General features: G+C 41.1%; 22 protein-coding genes. 12 read left to right on the forward strand and 10 right to left on the reverse strand.

Going from position 1 to position 24,787, the window contains the following annotated elements; genetic code table 11:
- The first annotated feature begins 802 nt into the window (after positions 1 to 802).
- Complete coding sequence (locus IQ244_RS02115; protein WP_193889421.1) at positions 803 to 3,178, forward strand: di-heme oxidoredictase family protein; 2,376 nt, start codon at positions 803 to 805, stop codon at positions 3,176 to 3,178.
- 106 nt (positions 3,179 to 3,284) lie between these two features.
- Here the strand turns inward: IQ244_RS02115 and IQ244_RS02120 are convergent, their stop codons facing one another.
- Positions 3,285 to 3,812 (reverse strand): YdcF family protein, encoded by a 528-nt coding sequence (locus IQ244_RS02120; protein WP_193889422.1) that lies wholly within the window; start codon positions 3,810 to 3,812, stop codon positions 3,285 to 3,287.
- Positions 3,813 to 3,955: 143 nt separating this feature from the next.
- A complete protein-coding gene (locus tag IQ244_RS02125; RefSeq protein WP_193889423.1) occupies positions 3,956 to 4,120 on the reverse strand; it encodes a hypothetical protein in 165 nt (54 codons plus the stop codon).
- 353 nt (positions 4,121 to 4,473) lie between these two features.
- On the opposite strand from IQ244_RS02125, the gene IQ244_RS02130 reads away from it, so the two are divergent.
- The 3 genes from IQ244_RS02130 to IQ244_RS02140 all read left to right on the forward strand — a co-directional run bounded on the left by IQ244_RS02130 (position 4,474) and on the right by IQ244_RS02140 (position 6,262).
- Complete coding sequence (locus IQ244_RS02130; protein WP_193889424.1) at positions 4,474 to 5,478, forward strand: aspartate carbamoyltransferase catalytic subunit; 1,005 nt, start codon at positions 4,474 to 4,476, stop codon at positions 5,476 to 5,478.
- 87 nt (positions 5,479 to 5,565) lie between these two features.
- Positions 5,566 to 5,958 (forward strand): type II toxin-antitoxin system RelE/ParE family toxin, encoded by a 393-nt coding sequence (locus IQ244_RS02135; RefSeq protein WP_193889425.1) that lies wholly within the window; start codon positions 5,566 to 5,568, stop codon positions 5,956 to 5,958.
- Positions 5,951 to 6,262, forward strand: a complete 312-nt coding sequence (locus tag IQ244_RS02140; RefSeq protein WP_193889426.1) for a helix-turn-helix domain-containing protein — start codon at positions 5,951 to 5,953, stop codon at positions 6,260 to 6,262. Before IQ244_RS02135 ends, IQ244_RS02140 begins: the two co-directional genes overlap by 8 nt.
- Positions 6,263 to 6,265: 3 nt before the next feature.
- On the opposite strand, the gene IQ244_RS02145 is transcribed toward IQ244_RS02140, so the two are convergent.
- The 4 genes from IQ244_RS02145 to hisG all read right to left on the reverse strand — a co-directional run bounded on the left by IQ244_RS02145 (position 6,266) and on the right by hisG (position 12,134).
- Entirely contained in the window at positions 6,266 to 8,533 is a 2,268-nt protein-coding gene (locus IQ244_RS02145) for a response regulator (RefSeq protein ID WP_193889427.1), read from the reverse strand.
- Between the two features lie 5 nt (positions 8,534 to 8,538).
- Positions 8,539 to 8,964 (reverse strand): response regulator, encoded by a 426-nt coding sequence (locus IQ244_RS02150; protein WP_193889504.1) that lies wholly within the window; start codon positions 8,962 to 8,964, stop codon positions 8,539 to 8,541.
- Positions 8,965 to 8,987: 23 nt separating this feature from the next.
- Positions 8,988 to 11,258, reverse strand: a complete 2,271-nt coding sequence (locus IQ244_RS02155) for a GAF domain-containing protein (RefSeq protein WP_193889428.1) — start codon at positions 11,256 to 11,258, stop codon at positions 8,988 to 8,990.
- A gap of 231 nt (positions 11,259 to 11,489) precedes the next feature.
- The gene (gene hisG / locus IQ244_RS02160; protein WP_193889429.1) at positions 11,490 to 12,134 is read right to left on the reverse strand and encodes an ATP phosphoribosyltransferase; all 645 of its coding nucleotides are present in this window, start codon (positions 12,132 to 12,134) and stop codon (positions 11,490 to 11,492) included.
- A 76-nt stretch (positions 12,135 to 12,210) separates the two neighbouring features.
- On the opposite strand from hisG, the gene rppA reads away from it, so the two are divergent.
- Positions 12,211 to 12,909: a two-component system response regulator RppA gene (gene rppA, locus IQ244_RS02165; protein ID WP_193889430.1), complete on the forward strand. Its 699-nt coding sequence runs from the start codon at positions 12,211 to 12,213 to the stop codon at positions 12,907 to 12,909.
- A gap of 113 nt (positions 12,910 to 13,022) precedes the next feature.
- Here rppA and IQ244_RS32320 read toward each other — a convergent pair whose 3' ends face one another.
- Together IQ244_RS32320 and IQ244_RS02175 are read right to left on the reverse strand one after the other, a co-directional pair.
- The gene (locus IQ244_RS32320) at positions 13,023 to 14,012 is read right to left on the reverse strand and encodes a PEP-CTERM sorting domain-containing protein (protein WP_228058682.1); all 990 of its coding nucleotides are present in this window, start codon (positions 14,010 to 14,012) and stop codon (positions 13,023 to 13,025) included.
- Positions 14,013 to 14,569: 557 nt separating this feature from the next.
- A complete protein-coding gene (locus IQ244_RS02175) occupies positions 14,570 to 15,598 on the reverse strand; it encodes a 1-acyl-sn-glycerol-3-phosphate acyltransferase (protein WP_193889508.1) in 1,029 nt (342 codons plus the stop codon).
- A gap of 196 nt (positions 15,599 to 15,794) precedes the next feature.
- Here IQ244_RS02175 and IQ244_RS02180 point away from each other — a divergent pair, with 196 nt between their 5' ends.
- Positions 15,795 to 16,271 carry a hypothetical protein gene (locus tag IQ244_RS02180; protein ID WP_193889431.1) on the forward strand — a complete coding sequence of 159 codons (477 nt, stop codon included), beginning with the start codon at positions 15,795 to 15,797 and terminating at the stop codon, positions 16,269 to 16,271.
- 60 nt (positions 16,272 to 16,331) lie between these two features.
- Here the strand turns inward: IQ244_RS02180 and IQ244_RS02185 are convergent, their stop codons facing one another.
- Positions 16,332 to 16,730: a nuclear transport factor 2 family protein gene (locus tag IQ244_RS02185; protein WP_193889510.1), complete on the reverse strand. Its 399-nt coding sequence runs from the start codon at positions 16,728 to 16,730 to the stop codon at positions 16,332 to 16,334.
- Positions 16,731 to 17,069: 339 nt separating this feature from the next.
- Between IQ244_RS02185 and IQ244_RS02190 the strand changes: the two genes are divergently transcribed.
- Both IQ244_RS02190 and IQ244_RS02195 read left to right on the forward strand, forming a co-directional pair.
- Complete coding sequence (locus tag IQ244_RS02190; RefSeq protein WP_193889432.1) at positions 17,070 to 18,410, forward strand: Rieske 2Fe-2S domain-containing protein; 1,341 nt, start codon at positions 17,070 to 17,072, stop codon at positions 18,408 to 18,410.
- A 57-nt stretch (positions 18,411 to 18,467) separates the two neighbouring features.
- Positions 18,468 to 19,457 carry a DUF4437 domain-containing protein gene (locus tag IQ244_RS02195; RefSeq protein ID WP_193889433.1) on the forward strand — a complete coding sequence of 330 codons (990 nt, stop codon included), beginning with the start codon at positions 18,468 to 18,470 and terminating at the stop codon, positions 19,455 to 19,457.
- A gap of 209 nt (positions 19,458 to 19,666) precedes the next feature.
- On the opposite strand, the gene IQ244_RS02200 is transcribed toward IQ244_RS02195, so the two are convergent.
- Complete coding sequence (locus IQ244_RS02200; RefSeq protein WP_193889434.1) at positions 19,667 to 20,461, reverse strand: aspartyl/asparaginyl beta-hydroxylase domain-containing protein; 795 nt, start codon at positions 20,459 to 20,461, stop codon at positions 19,667 to 19,669.
- A 136-nt stretch (positions 20,462 to 20,597) separates the two neighbouring features.
- Here IQ244_RS02200 and IQ244_RS02205 point away from each other — a divergent pair, with 136 nt between their 5' ends.
- The 4 genes from IQ244_RS02205 (at position 20,598) to IQ244_RS02215 (ending at position 24,763) form a co-directional block, all read left to right on the forward strand.
- Positions 20,598 to 22,067, forward strand: coding sequence for an amidohydrolase family protein (locus IQ244_RS02205; protein WP_193889435.1), 1,470 nt, complete (start codon positions 20,598 to 20,600; stop codon positions 22,065 to 22,067).
- Positions 22,068 to 22,280: 213 nt separating this feature from the next.
- A complete protein-coding gene (locus IQ244_RS02210) occupies positions 22,281 to 24,062 on the forward strand; it encodes an ABC transporter ATP-binding protein (protein WP_193889436.1) in 1,782 nt (593 codons plus the stop codon).
- A gap of 94 nt (positions 24,063 to 24,156) precedes the next feature.
- Complete coding sequence (locus tag IQ244_RS32895; RefSeq protein WP_265578895.1) at positions 24,157 to 24,285, forward strand: hypothetical protein; 129 nt, start codon at positions 24,157 to 24,159, stop codon at positions 24,283 to 24,285.
- On the forward strand, positions 24,278 to 24,763 hold the full coding sequence (locus IQ244_RS02215; RefSeq protein WP_193889437.1) for a molybdenum cofactor biosynthesis protein MoaE: 486 nt from the start codon (positions 24,278 to 24,280) through the stop codon (positions 24,761 to 24,763). Before IQ244_RS32895 ends, IQ244_RS02215 begins: the two co-directional genes overlap by 8 nt.
- Positions 24,764 to 24,787 lie beyond the last annotated feature (24 nt).

Genomic DNA, 24,787 nt, shown 5'->3' on the forward strand with positions numbered 1-24,787 from the left:
GAAAGCTATATGCTTTTTAAAAAATAGATTATGGATGGGCAAAATCTACCAAGGTTCTTAACACATAGTATTGATTGAAAGTCAACCTTAATAGATACAAAGATTCAATGTTGAGACTGGATATAAAAGCCTCGCGCTGTGTGTCTAGTATTTGACTAGCAAATTCATCAATAAACTTAGAGGTAGAGTATCTTTCGCTCTGCTATATCAAGCACCAAGCTAATTCATTTAAAGTTGAGAAAACTATTACAGGGCAAGCAATATGCTTGGCTTAATTAAGTAATGTAAAAATGTAAAGCTTAACCATACCATAGTAAAGCCTCTAGTTTTGGGCAAAATAACCCAATTTTTAGCGGTATATATCAAGCCTGCAAGCATTTATTTTGTAGCAGCATATTCTTTCCTGATGAGTCTTTCTTTAAAGATTTTTTTAACTTTGTGAGGGAAATAACTTGAATTTAAAGATTACATAAACTGAACTTTAGCGGGACATTAACTTCATAGTATCTTGATGTATTCTCGATAGTTTATGTAGAAATATTTAACAGTATATACTTAATAAAAATTTCCTTTTACTCTGATATTGTAGTAATATACAGTGTAATTAGTTACCCAGGTATTTGCGAACTTAAGTTCTAAAGTATTGGGATCAATGCTTTGCTTGTTTTCTTCGTACTCAGTTACGAAAAAGCTACAAATCCAATGCGGAATAGGTAGCTTTAAGTTTGTATTACTCCTAATACGGAATCAGTAGCCTTGAGTTTGTATTACTCAAATATTAAATAAGCTTGGAACTTAGTTAATGCGAAAACAACAAAGATTTCTCTTATTGATAGTGGGTTTATCATTAGGCCTTTCAGTACTCATTGGCTATATAAACCCACAAAAGGTTTTTGGTCAGATTGCCCTTCCTGACGAAGAAACCTTATTTGCCCGCAGACGAGCCGAAGTTGCCACCAACTTCGTGGTTCAACCTCCGACTCGCCCTCTGCGTCCGGTAGAGCGTGTGCGCCGTGATACGTTTGGCGATGTTGGCATTACACCCGTTAGTACTGTCGCTCAGTTGGATAAATTAGTTTTTCCTTCTCTGCCAAACTCTGTGAAGGAAAGAGAACTAGAAGGTTCTACCTTCTTTACAACTCCAAACAGAATTGAAGACGGTTTCGGGTCGATGGCCATGCAAACTCGATGTGCGGGTTGTCACTTAAATAACCTGGAGTCAGTCCCCAACGAAGGACTGCTCACAGGTACTTCTACTGTTAGTAGAGCTAACAGGTCAACTACTACTAACTTCAGTTTTGTATCTGGTGATACTCAAGTTAATGGTGGTAGAGCGCCTGGTAGGCGCTTAGATCCAGTCAATCCTGATGGTACGGCTGACTTAAATCGTCGTAGTCTAGCCACCAATCCTGAACTGCGTGAACTAGATGCGATTAATAGCACAGGAAGAACCGCCGCATTTACCGTATTTGGCGACTTTAACGCTTCAGCATCACCAGTCATTTTTGATGCCTTGAATGCTTCTAGTCCTAGTGGTCAGGATTTTGGTGGTTTCTTACAGCACGTACGCCCTCCAAGTGAAGAACTTAGAGCGCGGTTTGGTCTAGATTGCAAACCAGATGCTATCCCCAGCGTTGCGGAAGATAGAAACCTCATTGGCTTTGATAAGGCTACAGGCAAGAGTGCTAGTGGATTTAGACGTGCTATTACTGAACTGGCTGGCCCTCCATATATTGGTCGTGGGTTGATAGAAGCGATTCCCAACCAGGATATTGAGAACGTTTCTGACCCCAACGATATCAGAGGTGACAATTCTTCCCTCAGAACTACTTTCTTTCAATGTACTGGTGATTGCGTCACCGGTGTAACCAATACAATTCCTCAGAATGTGCCTTCTGGCCGAGAGGATCTTCTCGCCCAAGGGTTAGGACGGTTTGGTCTACGTGCCAATGGTACGGAAATGATGCAGTTTATTGTTGGAGGTATGTTTGGTAGTCTGAGTATGACTAACCGCATCTCTCCTTTTGAGCAAAATATTGCTAACCCCGCCATTGCTCCTTATAATGCCGGTTGCCGAAACGAAATACCTGACCCAGAACTGCCTGTCAGCAGACCATTTAGTGAGCGCAACTTCATCCGCTCGTTGGCTCCCCCAGAATTCGGCAGAAATCTCTTAGCTGTCCTCAGAGCTAAAGATCCTTCTAGACCTCTACCTGGTAACAATCCAGCTGCTAGAGTTCAACGAGGAGCGCAGTTGTTTGGTGTTGACTTGGTTGCCTTTTCTAACCGGATGATTCCCGGTAAGATGCCAAGAGGCGGCGATGGTCTAGATCCCAATGCTATTAACCAGAGCGATCGCATGGTTGGTTGCGTTAGCTGTCATATTCCCGTTCAAAGAACTGGTCAGTCTCCAGCTGTTGGCGACCCATCCTTGGGGCCTGATTCACAAGCACTGATAGATGCTCTTAGCTACCGTTGGGCGCCTATTTTCTCGGATATTAATATCCATAGAGGCCCAGTCATTGATGTTGAGAGAAATGCGCCAATTCCCCGCGATCCATTTCTTGTCAGCCGCGCAGATGCGTTTGGTCAAAGGCCAAGTGGTAATAATGTCGCTACCTTCATGACCTATGACCTAATGCGTAACTTTGCTAGTGATTCCTTCACAAACGTACGTGGAACTGCTACAGGCGATCGCTTCCGCACACCACCTTTGATGGGGATTGGTAGAGTTGGCCCTCCATTCATGCACGATGCGCGTGTTTTCTTAAGTATCCTCACCCGTGACACCACACCTGCGGGTACTGTAACTACCAATAGGGATGCAACAAATGAACCTTTGGTTGTTCGCAATGTAGACGAAGCGCTTCTAGCAGCGATTGAGTTACATGACCTACCAGCGCCTGATGACTCTAAGACTTCTACTCTGCCAGGTGGTGGATGCCCTGTACCTCCAGGTGGTAAAGTCGTCAACAAGCTTGGCTATGACGGTAGTCTTACCAGCAGTGACAAGATTGTTGTAGATTACGGCCCATCGCCTCAGAATGTCATTTGCCCACCATATAACAGTCCTCTTTCAACTACTAATCGAAGTGAAGCACGGGAAGCTATGGCTCGTTTCCGTTCTCTCACACGCGATGATCAAAGAGCAATTATCGCTTTCTTGAGAGAGTTGTAAAGGGTCTTGATCTGACATTGATTTTTTAATCATTGAATTATGGGGACGTTCTAAAAAACGTCCCTTATTTTTTCGTCCGATCTCGACAGTCTATAAGTAAAAAAGGTTAAAATTCGACTCCTGTATAACCAGTAATTATCCAGACGAGGGAACGAGCAAGATCCCGAAGAATGCGGTCAGTAGATTCTAATTCACTTGCTTCCGATGGTACTGAGACAGGAGTAAAAGCAATACCTCGACTACCAAGGACTAATGTAGCGATCGCCATAGCTCTGGGCATATGAAATTTAGAAGTAATCAGGAATATATGTTGTATGCGCTGTTGCTGGAAAACTTCTACTAAAGTCGTAAAGTTAGTGACTGTATCTTTAGCACGATAGTCAAGGTAATATCGATCATCAGTAATACCCTCGGCATGAAAAATTGCTCGTGCTTCGCGGGGAGGAAGACCAGAAGAAACCCAAATTTTTATACCTGGATAAAATTGAGCAAACAAGGCAGTGAACTCTTGTCGGTTTGCGCCACCACCGAGGGTTAAGATAGCTTGGGGTTGAGGACTTTGGTAGTAAGCAATTGCTAGTCTGACAGGAATAGTCAGTAGTAAAGCGAGAATCAAACCCACTAGTAACCACATCAATTTTCTTCTCAGTCGGTATATTGGCAATTTCATAACGCCTGGTCTGTCTGATTAAGTTTGAGAGGTTTTGTCTTATACTAATTGCAATTTGCAGCCCTAAAATTCAACATCGATTAATCCTATTTCACACGATGTGCAGCTTATTTTTGCAACCCCACTTCCATTCCTCTCCCCGCAACGGAGCTACGGTGTACACACAAGTCAAAAATTTTCGTGTTCAACCACATCCCGCCTGGAACTTTAGTTCTAGGCTCATAGCCAAAGTCCACAAAACGTGGACTGGAAGACATTTTTGGTTGAGTCATCTTCAGATGACTTGCGCTATGAGACTCGGAATTCATTCCGAGGCGGGACAGATGCACTCAACGAACATTTATGTGTACACTATAGCCGCAACGGAGAGAGGCTTTGATTCTTGCTCCCTTTCCCTTGTAGGGAAAGGGTTGGGGGTTAGGTTTGAAAGAAAGTTGCACAAGGCGGCCGTTATTTCAATAGAAATATACCCAACCAAGAGCCAAATGCGAGGTTTCTGCTCAACTTAGTGCAATGCGATATTGGTCTTTATGTTGGAATCAAGTGCTATTATTACCTCTGCATACTTAAAGTAAATATTGGTAGAGAAGCAATTGCATCTTTACACCGCAACGCACAGTTACTTATGCCTACTACCACCTGGAACCGTCATCACGTAATTTCCCTAGCTGATTTTACTAACGCTGAATACAATACTGTTTTACAAACTGCTGCCAGTTTTCAAGAAGTGCTATCACGGCGGACAAAGAAAGTACCAACCTTGCAAGGACAGGTGGTGGCGAATTTATTTTTTGAACCTTCTACCCGCACTCGCAGTAGTTTTGAACTCGCGGCGAAACGTTTAAGTGCAGATACCTTAAATTTTGCGGCTTCAACTTCTTCCATGACCAAGGGCGAGACAATTCTCGATACAGCCAAGACTTATTTAGCGATGGGTACTGATATTATGGTCATCCGTCATAAAGAAGCAGGAGTCCCTAATGCGATCGCCCAAGAAATGGATCGTTTGGGTGTGCGAGTTAGCGTGCTGAATGCGGGTGACGGTCAACATGAACATCCTTCCCAAGCATTACTTGATTTATTTACAATTTGTACTTTAATTGACCGCGATCGCCCGAATATCGAAATGTTGGCGGGAAAAAAAATTGCGATCGTAGGGGATATTTTACATTCTCGTGTAGCGCGATCGAATATTTGGAGTTTAATTGCCAGTGGCGCACAAGTCCATCTGGCTGCACCACCGACGCTTTTACCCAAATTATTTGCTGAGTATATATATAGTGAGAAAACAGATACACTGAATGGGCAATTGTTTTTACACTGGCAATTAGAACCAGCCTTGGAAGATGCTGATTTTATCATGACTTTACGCTTGCAAAAAGAACGAATGACAGCCCATTTACTCCCCAGTTTGCGAGAATATCATCAGTTATTTGGCATTACCCGACAAAAATTGCAACTGTGTCAACCAAATGTGAAAGTTTTACACCCCGGCCCCGTTAATCGCGGTGTAGAAATTAGCTCTGATTTAATGGATGACGCAGAATTTAGCTTGATTCAGTCACAAGTTACCAGTGGTGTAGCTGTCAGAATGGCGTTGTTGTATTTGATTGGTAGTGGAAAGACTTAATTTTGATTTTAGGAAACTTTGTTTAGTTTGTTTGTTTTGTTTCCTATACATTAATATAACAATATTAATATAATTTAAATGTAAGTTGTGCCTGAAACCCGTGTTGTTTTCTACCAAGAAGACAAAGGGGAAGTTCCTGTGCTGGATTGGCTGACAAAACTTTTGCACGAAGACCGCAAAGGTTATGCAAATTGTGCGGCTCGAATCAAACAACTTGCAGCATCAGGATACGAACTTCGTCGTCCGGCTGTTGATTACTTGCGCGATGGTATATATGAGCTTAGGGCAAAACATATTCATGTTCAGTACCGCATTCTTTACTTTTTTCATGGTCAAAATGTGGCAATTCTGGCACATGCAATCATAAAAGAAGGCACAGCTGTACCGCCAATTGATATCGAACGGGCGATCGCCCGCAAGCTGATATTTGAACAAAACCCCGAAGTTCACACCTACGTAGAAGAACAAAAAGATGGCTAAGACTAGCGATGCAATCAAAATTATTGACAAAATAACCAACAGTGATTCTGAACTTCAAGCATTAGTAGAAGAAGCCTCCATTAATGCAGAAGTTGCACAGCTGATTTATGAAGCCAGAACAAAAGCAGGATTAACACAGAAGCAACTGGCGGAACTGGTTGGTACAAAACAGCCTGTAATTGCCAGATTGGAGGATGCTGATTACGAAGGACATTCTCTGTCAATGCTGCAAAAAATCGCTCATGTTCTTAAGCAACGGGTAGTGATTCAGCTTACGCCAATCGAACATGAACAAAATGCTTGACCATCAAACATTGTCGTTGAGAATCTCTTGCAAACTCAGCAATAATTCATTCACAGTATAGGGTTTAGAGAGGAATTTCTTGACACCTATTTTCATAATTTCCGCCAATTTATCTTTAGGCATGAGTCCGCTGGTGGCAATAACTTTGACTTGGGGGTTGATTTTTTGTAAAGTACGGATTGCCGTAACCCCATCCAATGAGGGCAACATAATATCCATGAGGACAACATTAATTTTATCGGCATTTTTGGCATATTGAGCGATCGCCTCAATGCCATCACCAGCAATTAAAGTTTTGTAGTTATGAGTTTCTAGGGATGTTGTTGTAATTTCCTGAATCGAGGGTTCATCATCCACCACCAGAATTAATTCTCCATGACCTATTTGCAGGGTTATTTCTTCTTGGCTAAAGGTTTCCTGTTCCCCCACTGCTGGTAAATAAACCCTAAAGCAAGTACCATTTGCTATTTGGCTTTCTACACTCACAAAGCCACCGTGACTTTTGAGAATTCCTAGAACCGTGGAAAGTCCTAAACCTGTGCCTTGTCCTACCGCTTTAGTCGTGAAAAATGGCTCAAAGATTCTATCTAAAATTTCTTCGGGAATGCCAATACCCGTATCGCAGACACTAATCACTATATAGGGGCCGACTTTGGCATCTAAATTCATCCGGGCGTAATTTTCGTCAATTAATAAATTTTCCGCCGTAATAGTTAAAGTACCACCATCAGGCATCGCATCACGGGCGTTGACGCAGAGATTCATCAGGACTTGATGGAGTTGGGTACTATCTCCCGAAACTACCCACAATTCAGGTGATAAGTCAAGGCGAACCTCAATAGATTTGGGTAGCGTCTCTTTTAAAATCTTGGAAACTTCCACAATTAAGTGTCTAGGTTGTAAATTGATGCGATGACCTTCGACACCCCGCGCAAACGATAGCACCTGTTTAACTAAATCTGCACCTCGTTTGGCATTGATTTCTAAAATTTCTAACAAATGTTGCGTTCGCTCATCAGCATCGGGAAATTTTAGCGGTAATAGTTGCGCCCCCGCTAAAATCGGTGTGAGGATATTGTTGAGATCATGGGCAATACCACTGGCTAAAGTCCCGATGCTTTCCATCCGTTGGGCGCGAAATAACTGCGCTTCTAAGTGTTTTTTCTCAGTAATATCTGTATCAACGGTTAAAATAGATTGGGGTCTTCCCTGGGAATCACGTACTAAACTCCAACGACTAGCAACTAATACTTGTTTATGAGTTTTAGTCCGTTTTGTTAATTCACCTTGCCACTTACCTTTGCGGACGACGTTTAACCAAGCGGCTTCAAATTCGGGAGAAGATTCATCAAACAATAATTCACTGGCATTTTTGCCCCAAGCCTCTGATGCTTGCCAGCCATAAAGATTTTCAGCACCTTTATTCCAAAACAGAATTTTATTTTCTAAATCGCGGACACAAATAGCATCGGTGGTGATGTCTAATAATGCGGCTTGTTCACGGATTTTTGCTTCTGCTTGTTTGGTTTCACTGATATCGATACTAGCGCAAGTTATCCCCACGATATCTTGCGACTCATTTCGCAATGGCTCAACAGTCAAGTCATAATAGCGATCGCCTTTATCAGTAGTTAGCGATACTTCCTCTCGCGTACCTATGCCTGTAGTTAGGACACTATTTTTAATCGCGGTAAGATTTTCAGCATCTTCCAATGAGATAAGTTCTGAGTCGTGTTTGCCCAGCATATCTTGTGTTGTCCACCCAGAAATAGAGTTATAAACCCAGGTGTAGCGTAAATCTTTATCTTGATTGAACACAAAAATTGGTGAATTTTTCAGGGCTACGCGAAATCGTTCTTCGCTTTGACGTAGGGCATCTTCAATGCGTTGACGCTCAATCGCATAGCGCATAGAACGCACTAGCAAATCACCAGTTACTTGCCCCTTAACTAAATAATCTTGCGCTCCTTCCTGCATAGCGCGGAGTGCTAAAGTTTCATCATCTAAGCCTGTGAGGACAATAATTGGTGTAGCTTTTGCTTGGCTGTTGGCACTCAAAAAAGTGCTAATACCTTGACTATCAGGTAGAGAAAGGTCTAAAAGCATCAAATCAAAACTATCATCGGCTAACAAGTTGAGTGCTTCCGACAATTGCTCAACAGGACGTAACTCTACCTTTACGGTCTTGACTTCCTTTAATAACTCCTGTAATAGAAAAACATCCCCAGGGTTATCTTCTACTAATAAAACTTTGATTAATTCTCCTGCCATATCCATTACTCCGGCGGCAGTTTTACGATCGCAAACCAGAAATTTTCTATGGATTGTACAATTTTAACGAATTGATCAAAATCGACCGGCTTGGTGATATAGCAATTGGCAGCTAAGTTATAGGCTTTAAGTATATCTTCTTCTGACTGGGAAGTTGTCAGCACAACCACAGGAATCCGTTTAAGATGGTCGTCAGATTTAATTTCTGCCAGTACTTCCCGTCCATCTTTTCTCGGTAAGTTTAAATCTAACAATACAATATCAGGATGGGGTTTTCTGGCATAGCTATCCTGCTTACGTAAAAATGCCATTGCCTCTACGCCATCTTCTACAATATTCAGGTTAATTGAGATTTTGCTATCTTGTAGAGCAATGCGTGTAAGTTCAGCATCACCAGGATTATCTTCGACTAACAAAACCTCAATTGGCATAATTATTGGTTTATTATTCACGATTATTGACCTGATTGATCTGGAATTGTGAAATAGAAGTTCGAGCCTTGACCCGGTTCTGACTCAACCCAGATACGTCCGCCGTGGCGTTCTATGATTTTCTTACATATTGCTAAACCAATACCAGTACCTGGATACTTACTTCTACCATGTAAGCGCTGAAAAATGACAAAAATACGTTCAGCGTACTGTGCTTCTAAGCCAATTCCATTATCTTTTACAGAGAATAGCCATCCATTTTGAGTGCTGAGTGCTGAATGCTGAGTGCTGAATGCTGAGTGCTGAATGCTGAGTGCTGTTAGCGGTAGCGGGGCGTTCAGCCCGTGGGGAGTAATTGAGTTTTGAGTAGTATATTCTCCCTTGCTTGCTTGTTCCCCTACTTCATCTGTCATAACAGCCTCAATATGAATCCGTGGTGGTATTTCTCGGCGGAATTTGATGGCGTTAGCGATGAGGTTTTGCAATACTTGTGTTAGTTGTGTGGGATCGGCTGTGATTATTGGTAGATGATTATATGTAATTTCTGCGCCACTATCTTCTATAGCAAATTTTAGATTAGCGATCGCCTGCTGTAAAATTTCTGCACAATCAACTTGCACAAAGGGTTGTCCACGGGTAGTCACTCGTGAATAATTCAACAAGTCGTTGATCAGGTTTTGCATTCGCCGCGCTCCATCTACGGCATAGTTGATAAACTGATCGGCAGTTGCATCAAGTTGGTTGCTGTATTTCCTCTCTAGTAGCTGTAAATAACTTGTCACCATCCGCAACGGTTCTTGCAAATCATGAGAAGCTACATAGGCGAACTGCTCTAACTCTGAATTAGAACGTGCTAATTCTTGAACATGGCGGGTTTCTTGTTCTAAAAGTTGCGCTTGGGATAAGGCTATACCAATTTGATTAGCTAACTGGAGTAATAATTGCGTTTCAACGTTGTTCCAGTGGCGGGGGTGAGCGCACTGATGAGCAATTAATAACCCCCAAATCCCATCTCGAATCAAAATTGGTACTACGAGGTTAGCTTTGACAGCAAGCTGCTGAAGAAATTGCCGATGACATTCTCGAATGTTAGCTTTTTCAACATCAACAATGGCACTGATGCGTCCTTGTCGATATTTTTCTACGTAGTCTTGTTGAAAACAAGGGTCAAGAATGTTTTGGCCTAAAACCACAGGCCAGCCTGGTAGAGCGGCTTCTTTGACTACTGTACCTGAACCATCAGGCCAAAGCTGAAAAATCAATACTCGGTCAGCGTGCAGCAGTTTTTGAACTTCTTGAACTGTCGTTTGCAGAATTTCTTCTAATTGTAAGGATTCTCGAATTTTGATGGTGATTTCGGCAAATAATTGCGATCGCAAATTCTGCCGTTTAAGTTCTTCTTCTGCTTGCTTGCGGTCAGTTACATCCAGGGTGACACCAATCATCCGCATTGGCTGATTATCAGCATCGTAGATGACAGTACCCCGTGTTAATATCCAATGAATACTGTTATCATCCGGCCAAATACAGCGATATTCTGCTTCATAATCGCCGTGATTTTCTATAGCTTGTCTGACACACTCTTGCATATTCGAGCGATCGTCAGGATGAATACATTCCAACAGCTTACTATAGGTAAACTCGGTTTCTGAAGACAGACCAAAGTTGATATAGCACTGACTAGAAGCAGATAATTCCCATGTTTTCAGGTCAAGTTGCCAAGAACCAAGTTTAGCCGCCTGTAATGCTAACTTCAGTCTTTGGTCACTTTCTCGCAAAAATGTCTCCGTTTGCTGTCTTTCGGCTAAATTCCGCCTTAGTTCTAACTGACTAATTACCTGACGACCTAAAGCCGACAGCGCCTCTACTTGTTGTTGGCTCAGTTCCCGTGGTGTTGGGTCAATTGCACAGAGAGTTCCTAATATCTGTCCGTCAGGTGAAATCAAAGGAACACCTGCATAAAACCGCACATAAGGATAGCCCGTCACTGCCGGATTTGCCGCATACCTTGCGTCTTCTAATGTATCTTTAATAACTACAACATCTTTACGTTCTAAGCAAAGATACGATAGTCCAACATTCCGGGGCATTTCTGGCACATCAATACCAAGCTTGGCTTTGAACCATTGACGGTCTTGATCAATGAAATTTACCAAAGCGATAGAAGTACCACAAATAAAAGCCGCTAATTGGGCAAGATTATCGTAGGCTTGCTCTGGTTCAGTATCAAGAATCTGATATCGGCGCAGAGCTTCTATTCTCGCCTGTTCATGATTATACAATTCAGCTTGCATTAATTTTTGGGAAAAGCTTAAAAAAGGTTTGATTAAAAGTTTTGAAAAATGTGCTTTTTTATAATCAGTTAACTAACTCTGACTTTTCAGCAGAGTTGGTTGAGATTTTTGGGTTGTAAACAAGAAAGCGATCGCCCCGCATTCTAACATTAGGGATAATTCTAGTGTAGGCAAAATAGAGTGGGCAATGGGCAATAGGGAGTAGTGAAGAAAACCTACACCCTGACACCCCTATACCCCTACCAAAGCCACCTCTCGCAACTTAGCACTCAATTCGCACAGATTACCTGTATTGATTCGGTAACTTAAAGGATGGCCAATCAATCGCGCTGTGCTGTGATAGAGAGTTTCAAGCTCAATTAAGCCATTTTCCCGCAGAGTCCGCCCCGTAGAAACCAAATCTACAATTGCTTCTGACATTCCTGTAATGGGGCCAAGTTCCACTGAACCGGATAATGGCACTATTTCTACAGGTAAATCTAAACTTTGGAAATATTCCCTAGCACAATTCACATACTTAGAAGCAATTCGACAATGCGGCGGGAAATCTAAAGGTGATTTATAAGGACTTGATGCTTTAACTGCTACCGACATACGACAATAGCCAAACTGCAAATCAACTAAATGTGCAACTTGTGGCTGTTTCTCGCGCAACACATCGTAACCAACAATACCCAACTGTGCCTGACCATATTCTACATAGACAGGTACATCCTGGGCGCGTACCAACAAACCCTTAGCTTGTCCACTAGCATCAAGAATCTGGAGTTGGCGATTTCCAGAATCTAAAAAAGCACTAAAATCTAATCCCACAGATTGTAATAGGCGGATGCTATTTTTCAGTAGTTCCCCTTTCGGTAGTGCAACAGTCAACATTCTTTTTCTTGATATCCTTAGTGTGTTGGCAGTTCATTTATTATTGAGAATATCTCGATTGCTTACCATAAGCAGCATGAGAATTTTATTAGTTGACGATGAAGTAGAGTTAACAGACCCTTTAAGTCGCGTATTAACTCGTGAAGGTTACACTGTGGATGCAGCTTATGATGGGACGAATGGTAGTCAACTGGCAACAGCCAGTAATTATGACTTACTAATTTTAGATTGGATGTTACCAGGAAAAACCGGGTTAGAGATTTGCTACGAAGTGCGACGACAAGGCAAAAATACGCCTGTGCTGTTTCTCACTGCCAAAGATACTTTAGACGATCGCGTGCAAGGTTTAGACGCTGGTGCAGATGATTATTTAGTCAAACCCTTTGAATTACGAGAGTTATTAGCACGAGTCCGGGCTTTATTACGTCGTGGTGGTTTGCAAACCTATGAAACTACTCCAGGAAGGCTGGTTGTTGCTGATTTAGAACTTGATTGTGATAACCAAGTTGCTTACCGTCAAGGACGCATTATTGAACTATCGCAAAAAGAAAGCCAACTGCTGCAATACTTCATGGAACACACAGGACAGTTGCTAACTCATGCCCAAATTATGGAACATCTCTGGCAAGATGAAGAACAACCAAGTAGCAATGTCATAGCTGCATTAATTCGCCTATTGCGTCGAAAAATTGAAGTAGGGAAAGAAGCTACTTTAATTCACACAGTTTACGGAAAGGGCTATCGCTTTGGTACTGCTTTTGTAGAGTCAATGTGAGAGTAACAAAACTAAGTGTATTTTGATGATAAAAAAATTGGGCAAGAAGTGTGTGGCCACTTCTTAACCCAATATCTAACTCAATTATGAGAACTTAACAGTATTACCTAAGCTTACACATCATCTTTTTTGTTTTTCTTCTTCAGTCTTAAAGCACTTAGACCAAACAAGCCTAAAGCTGCCATTGTGCTAGGTTCAGGTACTGATTTAAGTTCAGTCTGAGTAGGTGGTTCAATATTAATTGGAGGTGCTGGTGCTGGTGCTGGTGCGGGTTCTGGCGCTGGTGCGGGTTCAGGTGCAGGCGCTGGTGCTGGTTCTGGTGCAGGCGCTGGTGCTGGTTCTGGTTCTGGTGCTGGTGCTGGTGCTGGTGCGGGCGCTGGTGCTGGTGCTGGTTCTGGTGCGGGTGCTGGTGCGGGTGCTGGTTCTGGTGCGGGTGCAGGCTCAGGTGCGGGCGCTGGTACTGGTGCTGGTGCAGGCGCGGGTACTGGTGTTGGTATAGCTATACCTGCGAGTTTGCTACTTCCATCACGACTAGAGTCGGGAAGCCCAACACTCATTACACGTAAGCCGAAGTCTTGATTGAGAAATTGATCGAGAGTTAAGGCTGCTGTCTTGTGGGATAAAACAAAGGTGGCTGTTTGAAAGTCATCTGTTCCGCCTTTTAAACCTTGCTCACCAATTTCTACGCCAAATTCAAATGTATGAGTATTTCCATCACCATTTAGATTAGCTTGACCAACTTTCTCAAGCTTCCCCTTATCACTAAAGTCTGTTGTTGTTATAGGTGTGCCACCCAGACCTGCGACTTGGAGACCAGATAGAAGCGAGTTATCTTTAATATTGAAGAAAACTCCGCGGATGTCGCCAATATTTTTATAGGTTGCGTCAGTCAAAAATTCTACTTTAAACTGAACTTTTCCAGCACCCGCGATGGAATCATCCAATGTATATCTAACTTGTAGTGGATCGCCTGTAAAGTTAGTGGAAGTAAAACTCATGGATGCAGCATCTGCTTGAGACATTTGCCCGGCCATAACCACGGCTAAAGACGACAAACCACAAGTGATATAACCGATTAGTTTTTGTGAATTAATTTGAGCCATTTTTTCAAAATCTCTTTTTACTTGTGAAAAATTTCATAGTAAACTCACTTTCAAAATTAGATTTTGAAGCTATGACAAACTGAGCCTATAAATTGCTTTTAAAAAGCTAATCTATTCTTGTAAATGAGTATTTAATTCTCTGTTAGCTCATTTAGTTTGTATACCAGCAATCTTTACTTGCTAGTGAGTTCAATGGAAGATGCACTGAATATCAATCTCTGAATTTTTGCTTTTCAGTGGTTAATAGATATAATTTGGCACAACAATTGTCAGTAGTCTATAGTTTATCGATTTATTCATCAGAGCTTTAATTTCAACTATATAAAGAAACTTTTTTATATATTTATTAGCTGTTCCCAGGGTTTATACTTAAAGCTAAATCCAGAATTAATACAAAAGATTTTCTTTATTATTTATGACATTCACTATTTTAAAATGTCCTCACTTCTGTAGATACAGTTAGAAGATTTAGAAATAAGTTAGATAAACCAAGCTAGGAACAGCAGGAGAGAGGATTAGAAGCTATTCTGAATATAGAGAAGGTAAATATTTCAGATCTATAGGTTGAAACTACTCAACATTTGATTGAGTTGAGTTTGTAGTTTATCCCGAAAATTTTGCGCCTGTTGATAAGTAAATGCACGGTCTTTACCCGAATTTATCTGCTGTTCTAAAGGCTGAATAAAATATTGCAACCTAGTTTTCATCGCCCAAACTCCCATTGAGGGAAATAAAAGCAAAATCAACATTAACGGAGATATGGGTAAGAATGGTAGCTTGATGATTCGTTGTAATTTTTTACTATTAATAGCCCAAGGATGTAAAAACTCGCTACCGATGCAAACTACTGGCAAAATCGGGATATGATAGCGATCGCTTAACTGCATAAAGCTGACATCGAATTTTTGTAGTTGATGGCGTTTTTGCCAACCTTTACCCGGCCCGCGGATACCTTCGGGTGCATATAGTAAAATTTTACCTTGGGCGATCGCTGTCTCAAAATCACCAATCTCCGCCCGTACTCCACCTAAAACCTGTGACCATTGCGCCGGTAGCCACCAAATTATCCAAGGATGTTCAAATAAAGATACGCTGGCTAATGGTTGCACCACCCATCCCCGTGCTTCACTTAATAAATAGCCCAAAGTCAAAAAATCCCACGGAAAACACATCCCGGCATGATTCATAGCCACAATCATTGACCCTGTTTGTGGTAAGTTAGCAATTTGTTGCAGTTCTCCCCGAAAATAATATTTAACGATGGGCGCTAAAATTTCTTGGCGAAAAGCTTGTTGATAGTTGGGATTAAATTCTCCGACTTCTTTTCTCGGTAAACGACAACCTAAGCGCAACCATCGCATCAACAGTGCTAAATAAAACCCACAAGGTATCAAAAATAATATATATTCCCACCAATTCCAACCATCGGGGTCACTATGATAATGTTGCCAGTGACGGTTAAACAAAACTAACCACCCTGGTGGATACCAAAGGCAAAACCAATCAAACCAGCAAAATTGATAGCCTTTGTCTGATAATGTTTCTCGCGGTTGGTTAGGAATGTTTTCCGAATGTTGATTAATCACAACGGTCATGCAGATTAGGCAACAGTACACTTAAGTGTATATCTTAGATGGTCATTTTTAGCATCTATCTGGGACTATGGATTATATGTAGTGTTGGTTGATAGACAAGAGCGATCGCCCCATATTATAAGTCCACCAAATCAACACTGTGTCAGTGATAGAATAATATGAGTCCGCACTTAAATTTCCTCTGTAAATGAATAAAGTATTGGATGAAACCCTTTCGCTTGAAATTGCTAAACGCATCAAAAGTAAGGCCAATCAAACTTTTGATAATGCTTACAAAGCAGCATTATCCACAGAGGGAGCAATTTATGTTCAAGGGTTTTTAGTTTATTCAGGTAAACCCTATCGACCTGTTGAACACGGTTGGATTGAATTAAAGGATACCTCTGCTGAAGACTCCATTACACGCATCATTGACCCCAACCTACCCCACATCCGTAAAACCAACGAAGAACTTTGGTATTTTCCAGCACAAAGTTTGAGTGCTAAAAAGCTAAAAGCCATCATCGAAGAATCAAAAGAAGATTATCCCGAAGATGACCCCCTACCAATTTATGGCACAACACCTTACGAATATTATGGTGATGTCATGTTAGGTGGTAAAGAATATTTAGCAGCTTATCAAGCCGCCGAAGCTAAATGCAAAGAGTTAAAAGAACTTAATTAAAATTAACTCATAATTACCAACTTTCTCAATTTCCCCAAGGCTAATTCTATTGACAATTGACTAATAAGATTTCCCATCGCTACCAAAGTATTCTCGATAGCTACAAATTTTATTTCCACACACATCAAAAGAAACTGCAACACGGTTTTTGTAAGGTTGTCCTAATAACAACCCTTCATCACGAAACTCAAACACAACAGTTGTCTCATTACTAGTAACGCGGTCAACAGAAGTTAAGGTAATTCCCGAACTGAATGATTCAGAAACATATTGCAAAAACTCTTGGGCGCGTTCTTTCCCCTCATTCAACCCGTGGAACTTTCCCATCGGAAACCAAAAGGTAAAATCTTCTGTAAGCATATCGAGAAATGCTTGCCATTCTCCCGTAGCTAGACCAGATGTAAAATAATCAAATGCTTGATGAGCAACTTTTAAAGTGTTTGCAGGGTCTTGGGTCATCATACTCAATTAGTTATAGCAGTTATAGCGTTTCTCGTTTTCGTAAATATTAAGTAGCCTAAAGCACCAGCACATCACAAGGTACATTATCCCGTAAGGTAGGCATTTTCAATAAAAATCTCAATTAATCTAAAATATAGTAGTTAATGCTTACCTGATAAATATCTAAGTTGTTTCTAAAATCAAATATGAATTATATAAAATTGTTTATGATGGATATCTATACAACAAATAAATATTTCCTAACGCAAAATTTGTAATTTATCATAAACCACAAATCCAACTAATACAATTTACTATTTTTTAGTATTTCTCTAGCTAAAACCTGCGGAAAAAGATATGACAACCATGCCTCATCAACCAAGAACTGATGCTTTAGCAACACCAGATAACAATCAAGCATTTGATTGGAAAAATTGCTGGTATCCTATCGCTTTTATCCAAGACTTACCAAAAGAATATCCTTACAGATTTTCTCTCTATGATGAACCTTTGGTTTTGTTTACAAATCAAGAGGGAAAATTAGGATGTTTAACAGATCGTTGCTCCCATCGTGGTGCTAGACTTTCTGATGGGCAAATTATTGATGGCAAAATTGAGTGCTTATATCATGGCTGGCAATTTGGGACTGATGGTCAATGTCTGCATATTCCGCAATTACCTGAAGATGCCAAAATTCCCGCAAACGCCTGTGTGAAATCTTTTCCAATTGTAGAACGTCAAGGTATTGTTTGGATGTGGGCTGGAGAAGAAAAACCTGCTGAGGAATTAATTCCCACAATACCAGAGTTAGATCAGCCAGGTTTGTTCTGTACAGATTACATTAGAGATTTACCTTATGACCAGACATATTTTATTGAAAATATCATTGATCCAGCCCACGTTTTTATTAGCCATGATGGTATCCTCGGCAAGCGAGAAAATGCCCAACCACTAGAAATAGAAGTTATTGATAGTTCAATTCAGGGAATTCGTAGCCGCTGGCGGGGAATACGGCAGCCAAATCAGCCTTGGATTTCTATAGATTTTATTGCGCCAAATTTAATTATTTATAAGTTTGGTAATCAAGAAAAAGGTAGATTTGGTGGAACAGTTTTATATTCACTTCCTTTGAGTAAAGAAAGATGCCGAATTTTCCTGAGAAATTATGGAAATATGTTTACCTGGCAAATGAAGCTAATGCCGAAATGGCTAGACCATATCTTGATACGAAATTTAATTTTAGAAGGTGATTTACAGGTTGTTGTCGAACAAAAAAGACAACTTCAGCGCTTGGGTAAAAGCCTCAAAGACGTTTATTTACCACTTAAAACTTCTGATACCTTAGTAATTGAATACCGCAAATGGTTAGACAGATTTGGTGAGGGTTTACCATTTTATCAAGGTTATTCTTCGGCTAAAAACTTTCATCCAGATGAGTTACCAGAAAATTCCTTGACCTTAGATAGACTGTCACAACATACCCAAATATGTAGTTCTTGCAATCAAGCTTATCAGGTGACACAGCTAGTCAAACAAATTTCCCTTGGGGGAGCGATCGCCCTCACGGCTTTAGCTATACTTACAGATAACTCTTGGGTTTCGCCTGTGGCTGTTACAGCTGCATTACTCGCAGTAGCTTTAGCCTTCGCCGCACAAAAATTAAAAACTAAGTTTGAACGTGCTTATACTCGGCATTAGTGTTTAAACTAAATAAAACATTTGTTATGAATAAATTAGTGGATGCAAGTAATCAATATGGTTCAAGCACCGGAAGATAATAAAAGCTCATATTCCCGTCCTCACAATGTGAACCCTTCACAAACAGACACAAATATACAAATAAATAATCAAACCTCAACAGGACGCAACCATGTGGAAACTGAAGAGTCACTCAATTCAGTTCGCAACTTTGCCCAAATGCCTTTTGAGGTGCAAAACTTTGTTACTAGTGAACATGGTACTGCTCAGATTCTCTCTATCAACGAAAGTACAGGAGAATCGACACAGCGAGTCATCCTCAAAAAAGGTTGGAACGCACCTATAGGTCATTTCACCACTGATGTAGAGATTTTTGTACTCACGGGTAAACTTTGCCAAGGTGGGTTTAAACTACGTAATCTCAGTTACTCATTCATTCCCGCCGGTATACCTACAGGCCCTTGGCAAACCGAAGAAGACACGATTTTCTTATGGATGCCAGATGCTACCCCTAATTACATTACCGAAGAATATGCCAACCTGGCACAAATCCCCGCAACTTCTTTATATCACGCAGATATGCAAACTCATCCACGGATGGCTGAGTATATCCCATTACAAGAACTCCACGCGATGAAGTGGGAAAGCACAACATTTTTACCCCCTGGTTCAGCAAGGAAAAGCTTGTATACCAATAAAAAAACTGGACGTGCTACCTGGGTACTTGGCTTAGTACCTATGTGGATTGAAGGTAACTTTTATGCAGGTCATCCAACAACAGAAGAAGCCTATGTCATCAGTGGCGATGTGCTAGGACATTGGTCAATGAGCGATGATCCTTTCAATAGACGCTATGCGGCAATGTGCAAAGATGGTTATTATTGGCGACCAGCACACGTACCCCACGGCCCCTTCTGGACAGAAAGTGGCGCACTACTTTTGTTTCGGACTAGCGATCGCTTAGACTGTTATTGGATATTACATAACCCCGATATTACCCAACAAGACGAGATACGTCTCCAAGCTGCACTGAATCAAGACAAGTAAAATCAGGCAAAAGGCAAAAGGCACTACTTGACCTTTGTCTATTGCCTTTAACAAATGAGAAATTCAACTTATAAAGGTAAGTATTCAGGAGTCAGAATTAAGGAGTCAGAAGGTTTAAAGAATCAGGAGAAATATTTGATGAATTAATTTGCTAATCCTCTAGATATTTCTAAATTCTGGCTTCTGACTCTTGGGTGCTGAATTCTTACTTATAAAGCTTTCTCCCACTCTAATTGATGAGCTAAACCATATTTAATAAAATCTTCTTCCTTCGCTTTATCACTCTTACCAAACACACCTAAACTGTAAGGATTATCCTGCATCCGTTCTGAGACTTGTGCTTGTTCAAATCCGATTACTTCTTCTCTCGGCTTATCTGGTTTAAAAAAGTCTACAACCAAAACAGTTCTATCGTAACTAGTGTAATTATGCGGGCAGTGGGGATAACTATGATCTAAAATCAAAAATTTTCCTTCATGCCAATAAAGCTGTTCATGGCATATTTTCATAGCTATATCACCCTCTGGCACAATTAAGCCTAAATAGCCGCGATTTGTATGAGGATTATAATTAACATGGAGCTTAATATCTAAGCCTGGATGGAATGTCCCAAAATACACGTTTCTGAGAATGTTGTCATTGGCAAAGTTTACTTTATCTACAGCACCAGCTAGATTTGTGAAATATTTCTTTCTTAGGGCAAGTGCTTTTGCTGAGGCTTCATTGGTTCCATATTCTGGATATTGGATTTGATGTAATTGGATATATTCTTCAATAAATAAACCTTGAAATAAAATACCAAAGGCACTATATTTAGAAGTCCCTTTGGTTTTAATAGTTTTACTTTTAGGCCCTAAAACATCATGAGCAAACTTTAACTCATCAGGAGATGCTTGCTGTCTAAAGCTAGTAAACTCATCTCTAATTATTTGCCAGTTATCTTGCAGAGGATTGAGAAAAGGAAATTGCTCTGGATTGAGATGATACTCATTAAAACTTTCCATTGTTTTTATCCTGAAGATGATTGAATAAAAAACTGTTACATAATCATGAATTTTAGCTTGGGTTCCGGTACTATGTTGAAATTCCTGGTTAAACCAGAACTTGAGCTTATATACTCATTTTAGTGTGAGGTCTACTGTGTCTGAACCTCCTTTATTCGATAAAATTATCAAAAATGTGCGGGTTGTTCGTCCTCATAATCATGCTGTCGAAGTACTTGATTTAGGCATTAAAGATGGCAAATTTACGGAAATTGCCCCTAATATTAGCGCAAACCTAGCCAGAGAAGTATGCGATGCCAAAAATCTGCTAGGCTTTCCTGGGGTTGTGGATGCTCACATGCACATTGGGATTTATCAACCACTCGATAAAGATGCGGTGACAGAAAGTAAAGCCGCCGCAATGGGGGGAGTCACAACTAGTCTTAATTACATTCGCACAGGACAATATTATTTAAATAAAGGCGGTTCCTACGGCGATTTTTTTCCTGAAGTATTGGCGTTATCCGCAGGTAATTTTTTTGTTGATTACAGCTATCACGTTGCACCTATAGCTAGTCAACATATCGACGAAATACCGCTATTGTTTGCCGAACATGGCGTAACTTCATTTAAAATCTTCATGTTTTATGGCGGTTATGGGTTGCATGGTTTGTCAGACCAGCAAAACCTATTTTTGATGATTAATAAAGAAGAACGCTACGACTTTGCTCATTTTGAATTTATCATGCGCGGTATCACACGCTTGATGGAACAATATCCAGCCGCGCGAGATACTATTAGCTTGAGTTTGCACTGTGAAGTGGCTGAAATTCTCAACGCATATACCAAAATAGTAGAAAACGATTCAAGCCTGACTGGACTAAAAGCTTATAGTGCAGCACGTCCACCCCATTCGGAAGGGTTAGCAATTTGCATTGCAACTTATTTAGCGAATGAAACTAACTGTGCAAATATCAATTTGTTACATCTCAGTTCGCGCAAAGCAATGGAAGCAGCTTTAACGATGCAAACGGCTTTTCCCCAAATTAATTTTCGGAGAGAAGTAACTGTAGGACATTTACTATTGGATGTTGATACGCCTAATGGTACTTGGGCAAAGGTTAACCCGCCTATTCGTCCCCGCGCTGATGTGGAATACTTATGGCAAGCGGTACTTAATCATCAAGTTGATTGGATAGTAAGTGACCATGCTTGCTGTTCTGCTGAACAAAAACGCAGTGCAAAAGACCCGAATAATATTTGGTTAGCCAAGTCGGGCTTTGGTGGTACGGAATATTTACTAGCTGGTGTAATTAGTGAAGGTAGCAAGCGGGGGATGTCTTACAACCACATAGCTAAATTGTTATCGTGGAACCCATCGCGGCGGTTTGGGTTGTTAGAAAAAGGCGATATTGCTATTGGCTATGATGCTGATTTGGTGTTGGTAGACCCGAATGAAAGTTTTGTGGTGCGTGCGGCTGAGTCGGAGTCACAACAAGGTTACACACCCTTTGAGGGGATGGAGTTAACCGGACGGGTGAAGAGTACGTTTTTGCGAGGAAATTTAATTTACAACAACGGAAAGGTTTTGGGTTCACCGACAGGGAAGTATATCAAAAGATTTTAGAGTAGTTGAGTTATGGGTGCGATCGCCAAATTTCATTTATTTTGGGCGCTTATCTGTTAATGCACCTTGATTGGAGAACTTGCGTATCTGTGAGATAATTTTATAAGTTTTGTCAATCCAGAACAAAACTTATACCAAGCTAAAATTTACTTTCAGCCAGCCGCAGACAACAATTCCCCATCCCAAACCCATAATCTAAAATCCCAAATTCTTATGAGAGGTACAGGCCCAATTGTTGCATCCGAGCAACTGGCAACTCAGCAACTCTCAACCTTAAGTCGCTTTTTACAATATCTGCGACCATATCGCAAAGAAATTCCCATTGCCTTGACATTAGTACTAATTGGTGCATCAACTCAGGCGATCGGGCCTTTCTTACTTGGTTGGTCAATTGACCATCTCATTGCCAAAGGAAATTTGTCCGGTTTGTTGTTGCTGTTAGGGTTACTAGCAATCATCTATAGCTTAGGTATTTCAGCAACCCGTGGTCAAATTGTGCGTGTCGGCTGGATTATGCAGCGATTGCTGGCGCAACTGCGGCAAGATATCTTTCTGAAAATTCAGAGTTTACCACTTAGCTTTTTTGACCGCAGTGAAGCAGGCGATTTGATGAGTCGCTTACTGAATGACGTAAATACAGTCAATCAGGCATTTGGTCAAACAGTTGCTCAAATGTTGGGTAACGTTTTCAGCTTGGTTGGTATCGTTATTGCAATGCTGGCGATTAATCTGCAACTTGGCTTGTTAAGCAACCTAGTTGTACCACTGATGATTTTTACTACTAGCTTATTTGCTCGTTGGGCAAGAGCTAGGTTTCGCGTCACACGCCAAACAATAGGCGATCTTTCAGCCAAGTTAGAAGAAGATATTAGTAGTGTGCGCGAAGCCCAAGCATTTAATCGTGTACAAACTAATATTCAAGAATTCGACATTCTCAACGCCGCTAATCGGGATGCGAATGTCGAGGCGGTGGCGATTACTGCGGCCTTTTTACCATCAATTGATTTTCTCAACACCCTTGCAACCGCAGGAGTACTGGCATTTGGTGGTTATCTCGCAGTCACCGGAGCCGCAACAGTTGGTGTTGTGACATCATTTTTACTTTACGTCCAGCAATTTTTCCGCCCGATTCAAATTCTTAGCCAGTTTTACACCCAAGCTCAATCAGCCTTTGCTGGACTAGAGCGAATTTTCCTGTTGTTAGATGAACCAGCCCAACTTCAAGATGCACCTGATGCTGAAGAAATGCGCCCTATTCAAGGTGAGGTGAGATTTGAGAATGTTACCTTTGGCTATAGTCTAGAACAACTCGTTCTCAAAGGTGTGAATTTACACGCCCGCCCTGGACAAATGATTGCCTTAGTTGGGCCGACAGGTTCCGGTAAAACGACAATTATTAACTTGATATTGCGTTTTTACGATGTCTCTGGTGGTGCAGTCAAAATTGATAATATTGATGTACGTAGTGTCACCCAAGCTAGTTTGCGCCATCAGATTGGCATCGTCTTGCAAGATAATATTTTGTTTAGTGGGACGGTAGCTGAAAACATTGCTTTTGGCGCTCCTTACGCCAGCCAAGCCGATATTGAAAACGCTGCCCAATTGGCGAATGTGCATGAGTTTATCACCTCACTACCCCAAGGTTACGCAACCCAGTTAGGTGAACGAGGTGCGCCCCTAAGTCAAGGACAGCGACAGCTGATTAGTATTGCCCGTGCGGTGTTAATTAATCCACGAATTTTGATTTTAGATGAAGCAACCAGCAGTATTGATACCCGTACAGAAGCACTAGTGCAAAGTGCGATCGCTCGTTTATTACAAGGGCGCACCAGCTTTGTCATTGCTCACCGTCTCAGCACCGTGACTCAGGCTGATCAGGTGTTAGTAATTCAACAAGGACAAATTGTCGAACAAGGCACTCATACAGAACTTATTGATCAACAAGGAGTTTATGCCAATCTTTATAGTCTTCAGTTGGGGGCAAATAACACCTAGTACAGTAGTGTAAGGGAAGAAAAAGTCTTTCCTTCATTCATTGTTGGCGTGTAATGTTGCCTTTTGGGTGCTTACATTCTGCACCAACTAATTTATGGCAATTAAACTTAGGTGGGCAATGCTGAAAAGTCGGACAAAACCTCATTTTTACGTTGTGGAAATTGCCCACCCTACTGGCTTAGTGCTGACTTATACAAATTATTATCAACTTATTTATGACTAATACATTTACTGCACCAGTTAAGCCGAGAATCGAAGATAGTTTTGCGATTACCTTTGCCCCATTATCACTCGAAGAAATCTATGCCAAGGCTGATGCACCGGCTAATGGTGCGGTAGTGGTGATGAGTGGTATGGTACGGAATAATACTGATGGGCAACCTGTAGTTGCTTTAGAATATCAAGCTTATGAACCAATGGCCATGCAGGTGTTTTATCAAATTGCGGCTGAGATTCGCACGTTTTGGCCTAATATCAATCAAGTCGTAATTCATCACCGTATTGGACGGTTACAAGTTGGAGAAATCAGCGTTTTAGTCGCTGTTGGTTGTCCCCATCGGGGTGAGGCGTTTGAAGCTTGTCGGTATGCTATTGATACCCTGAAACACAATGCACCTATTTGGAAAAAAGAACACTGGCAAAATGGTTCTAGCACTTGGGTAAGTATTGGTGCTTGTGAACAATCAGGACAAAATTGCTAAAATTCCCGAAGTCACAATAACTCC

Origin of the sequence: Nostoc sp. LEGE 06077, from assembly GCF_015207705.1 — a bacterium.
GTDB lineage: Bacteria > Cyanobacteriota > Cyanobacteriia > Cyanobacteriales > Nostocaceae > Nostoc_B.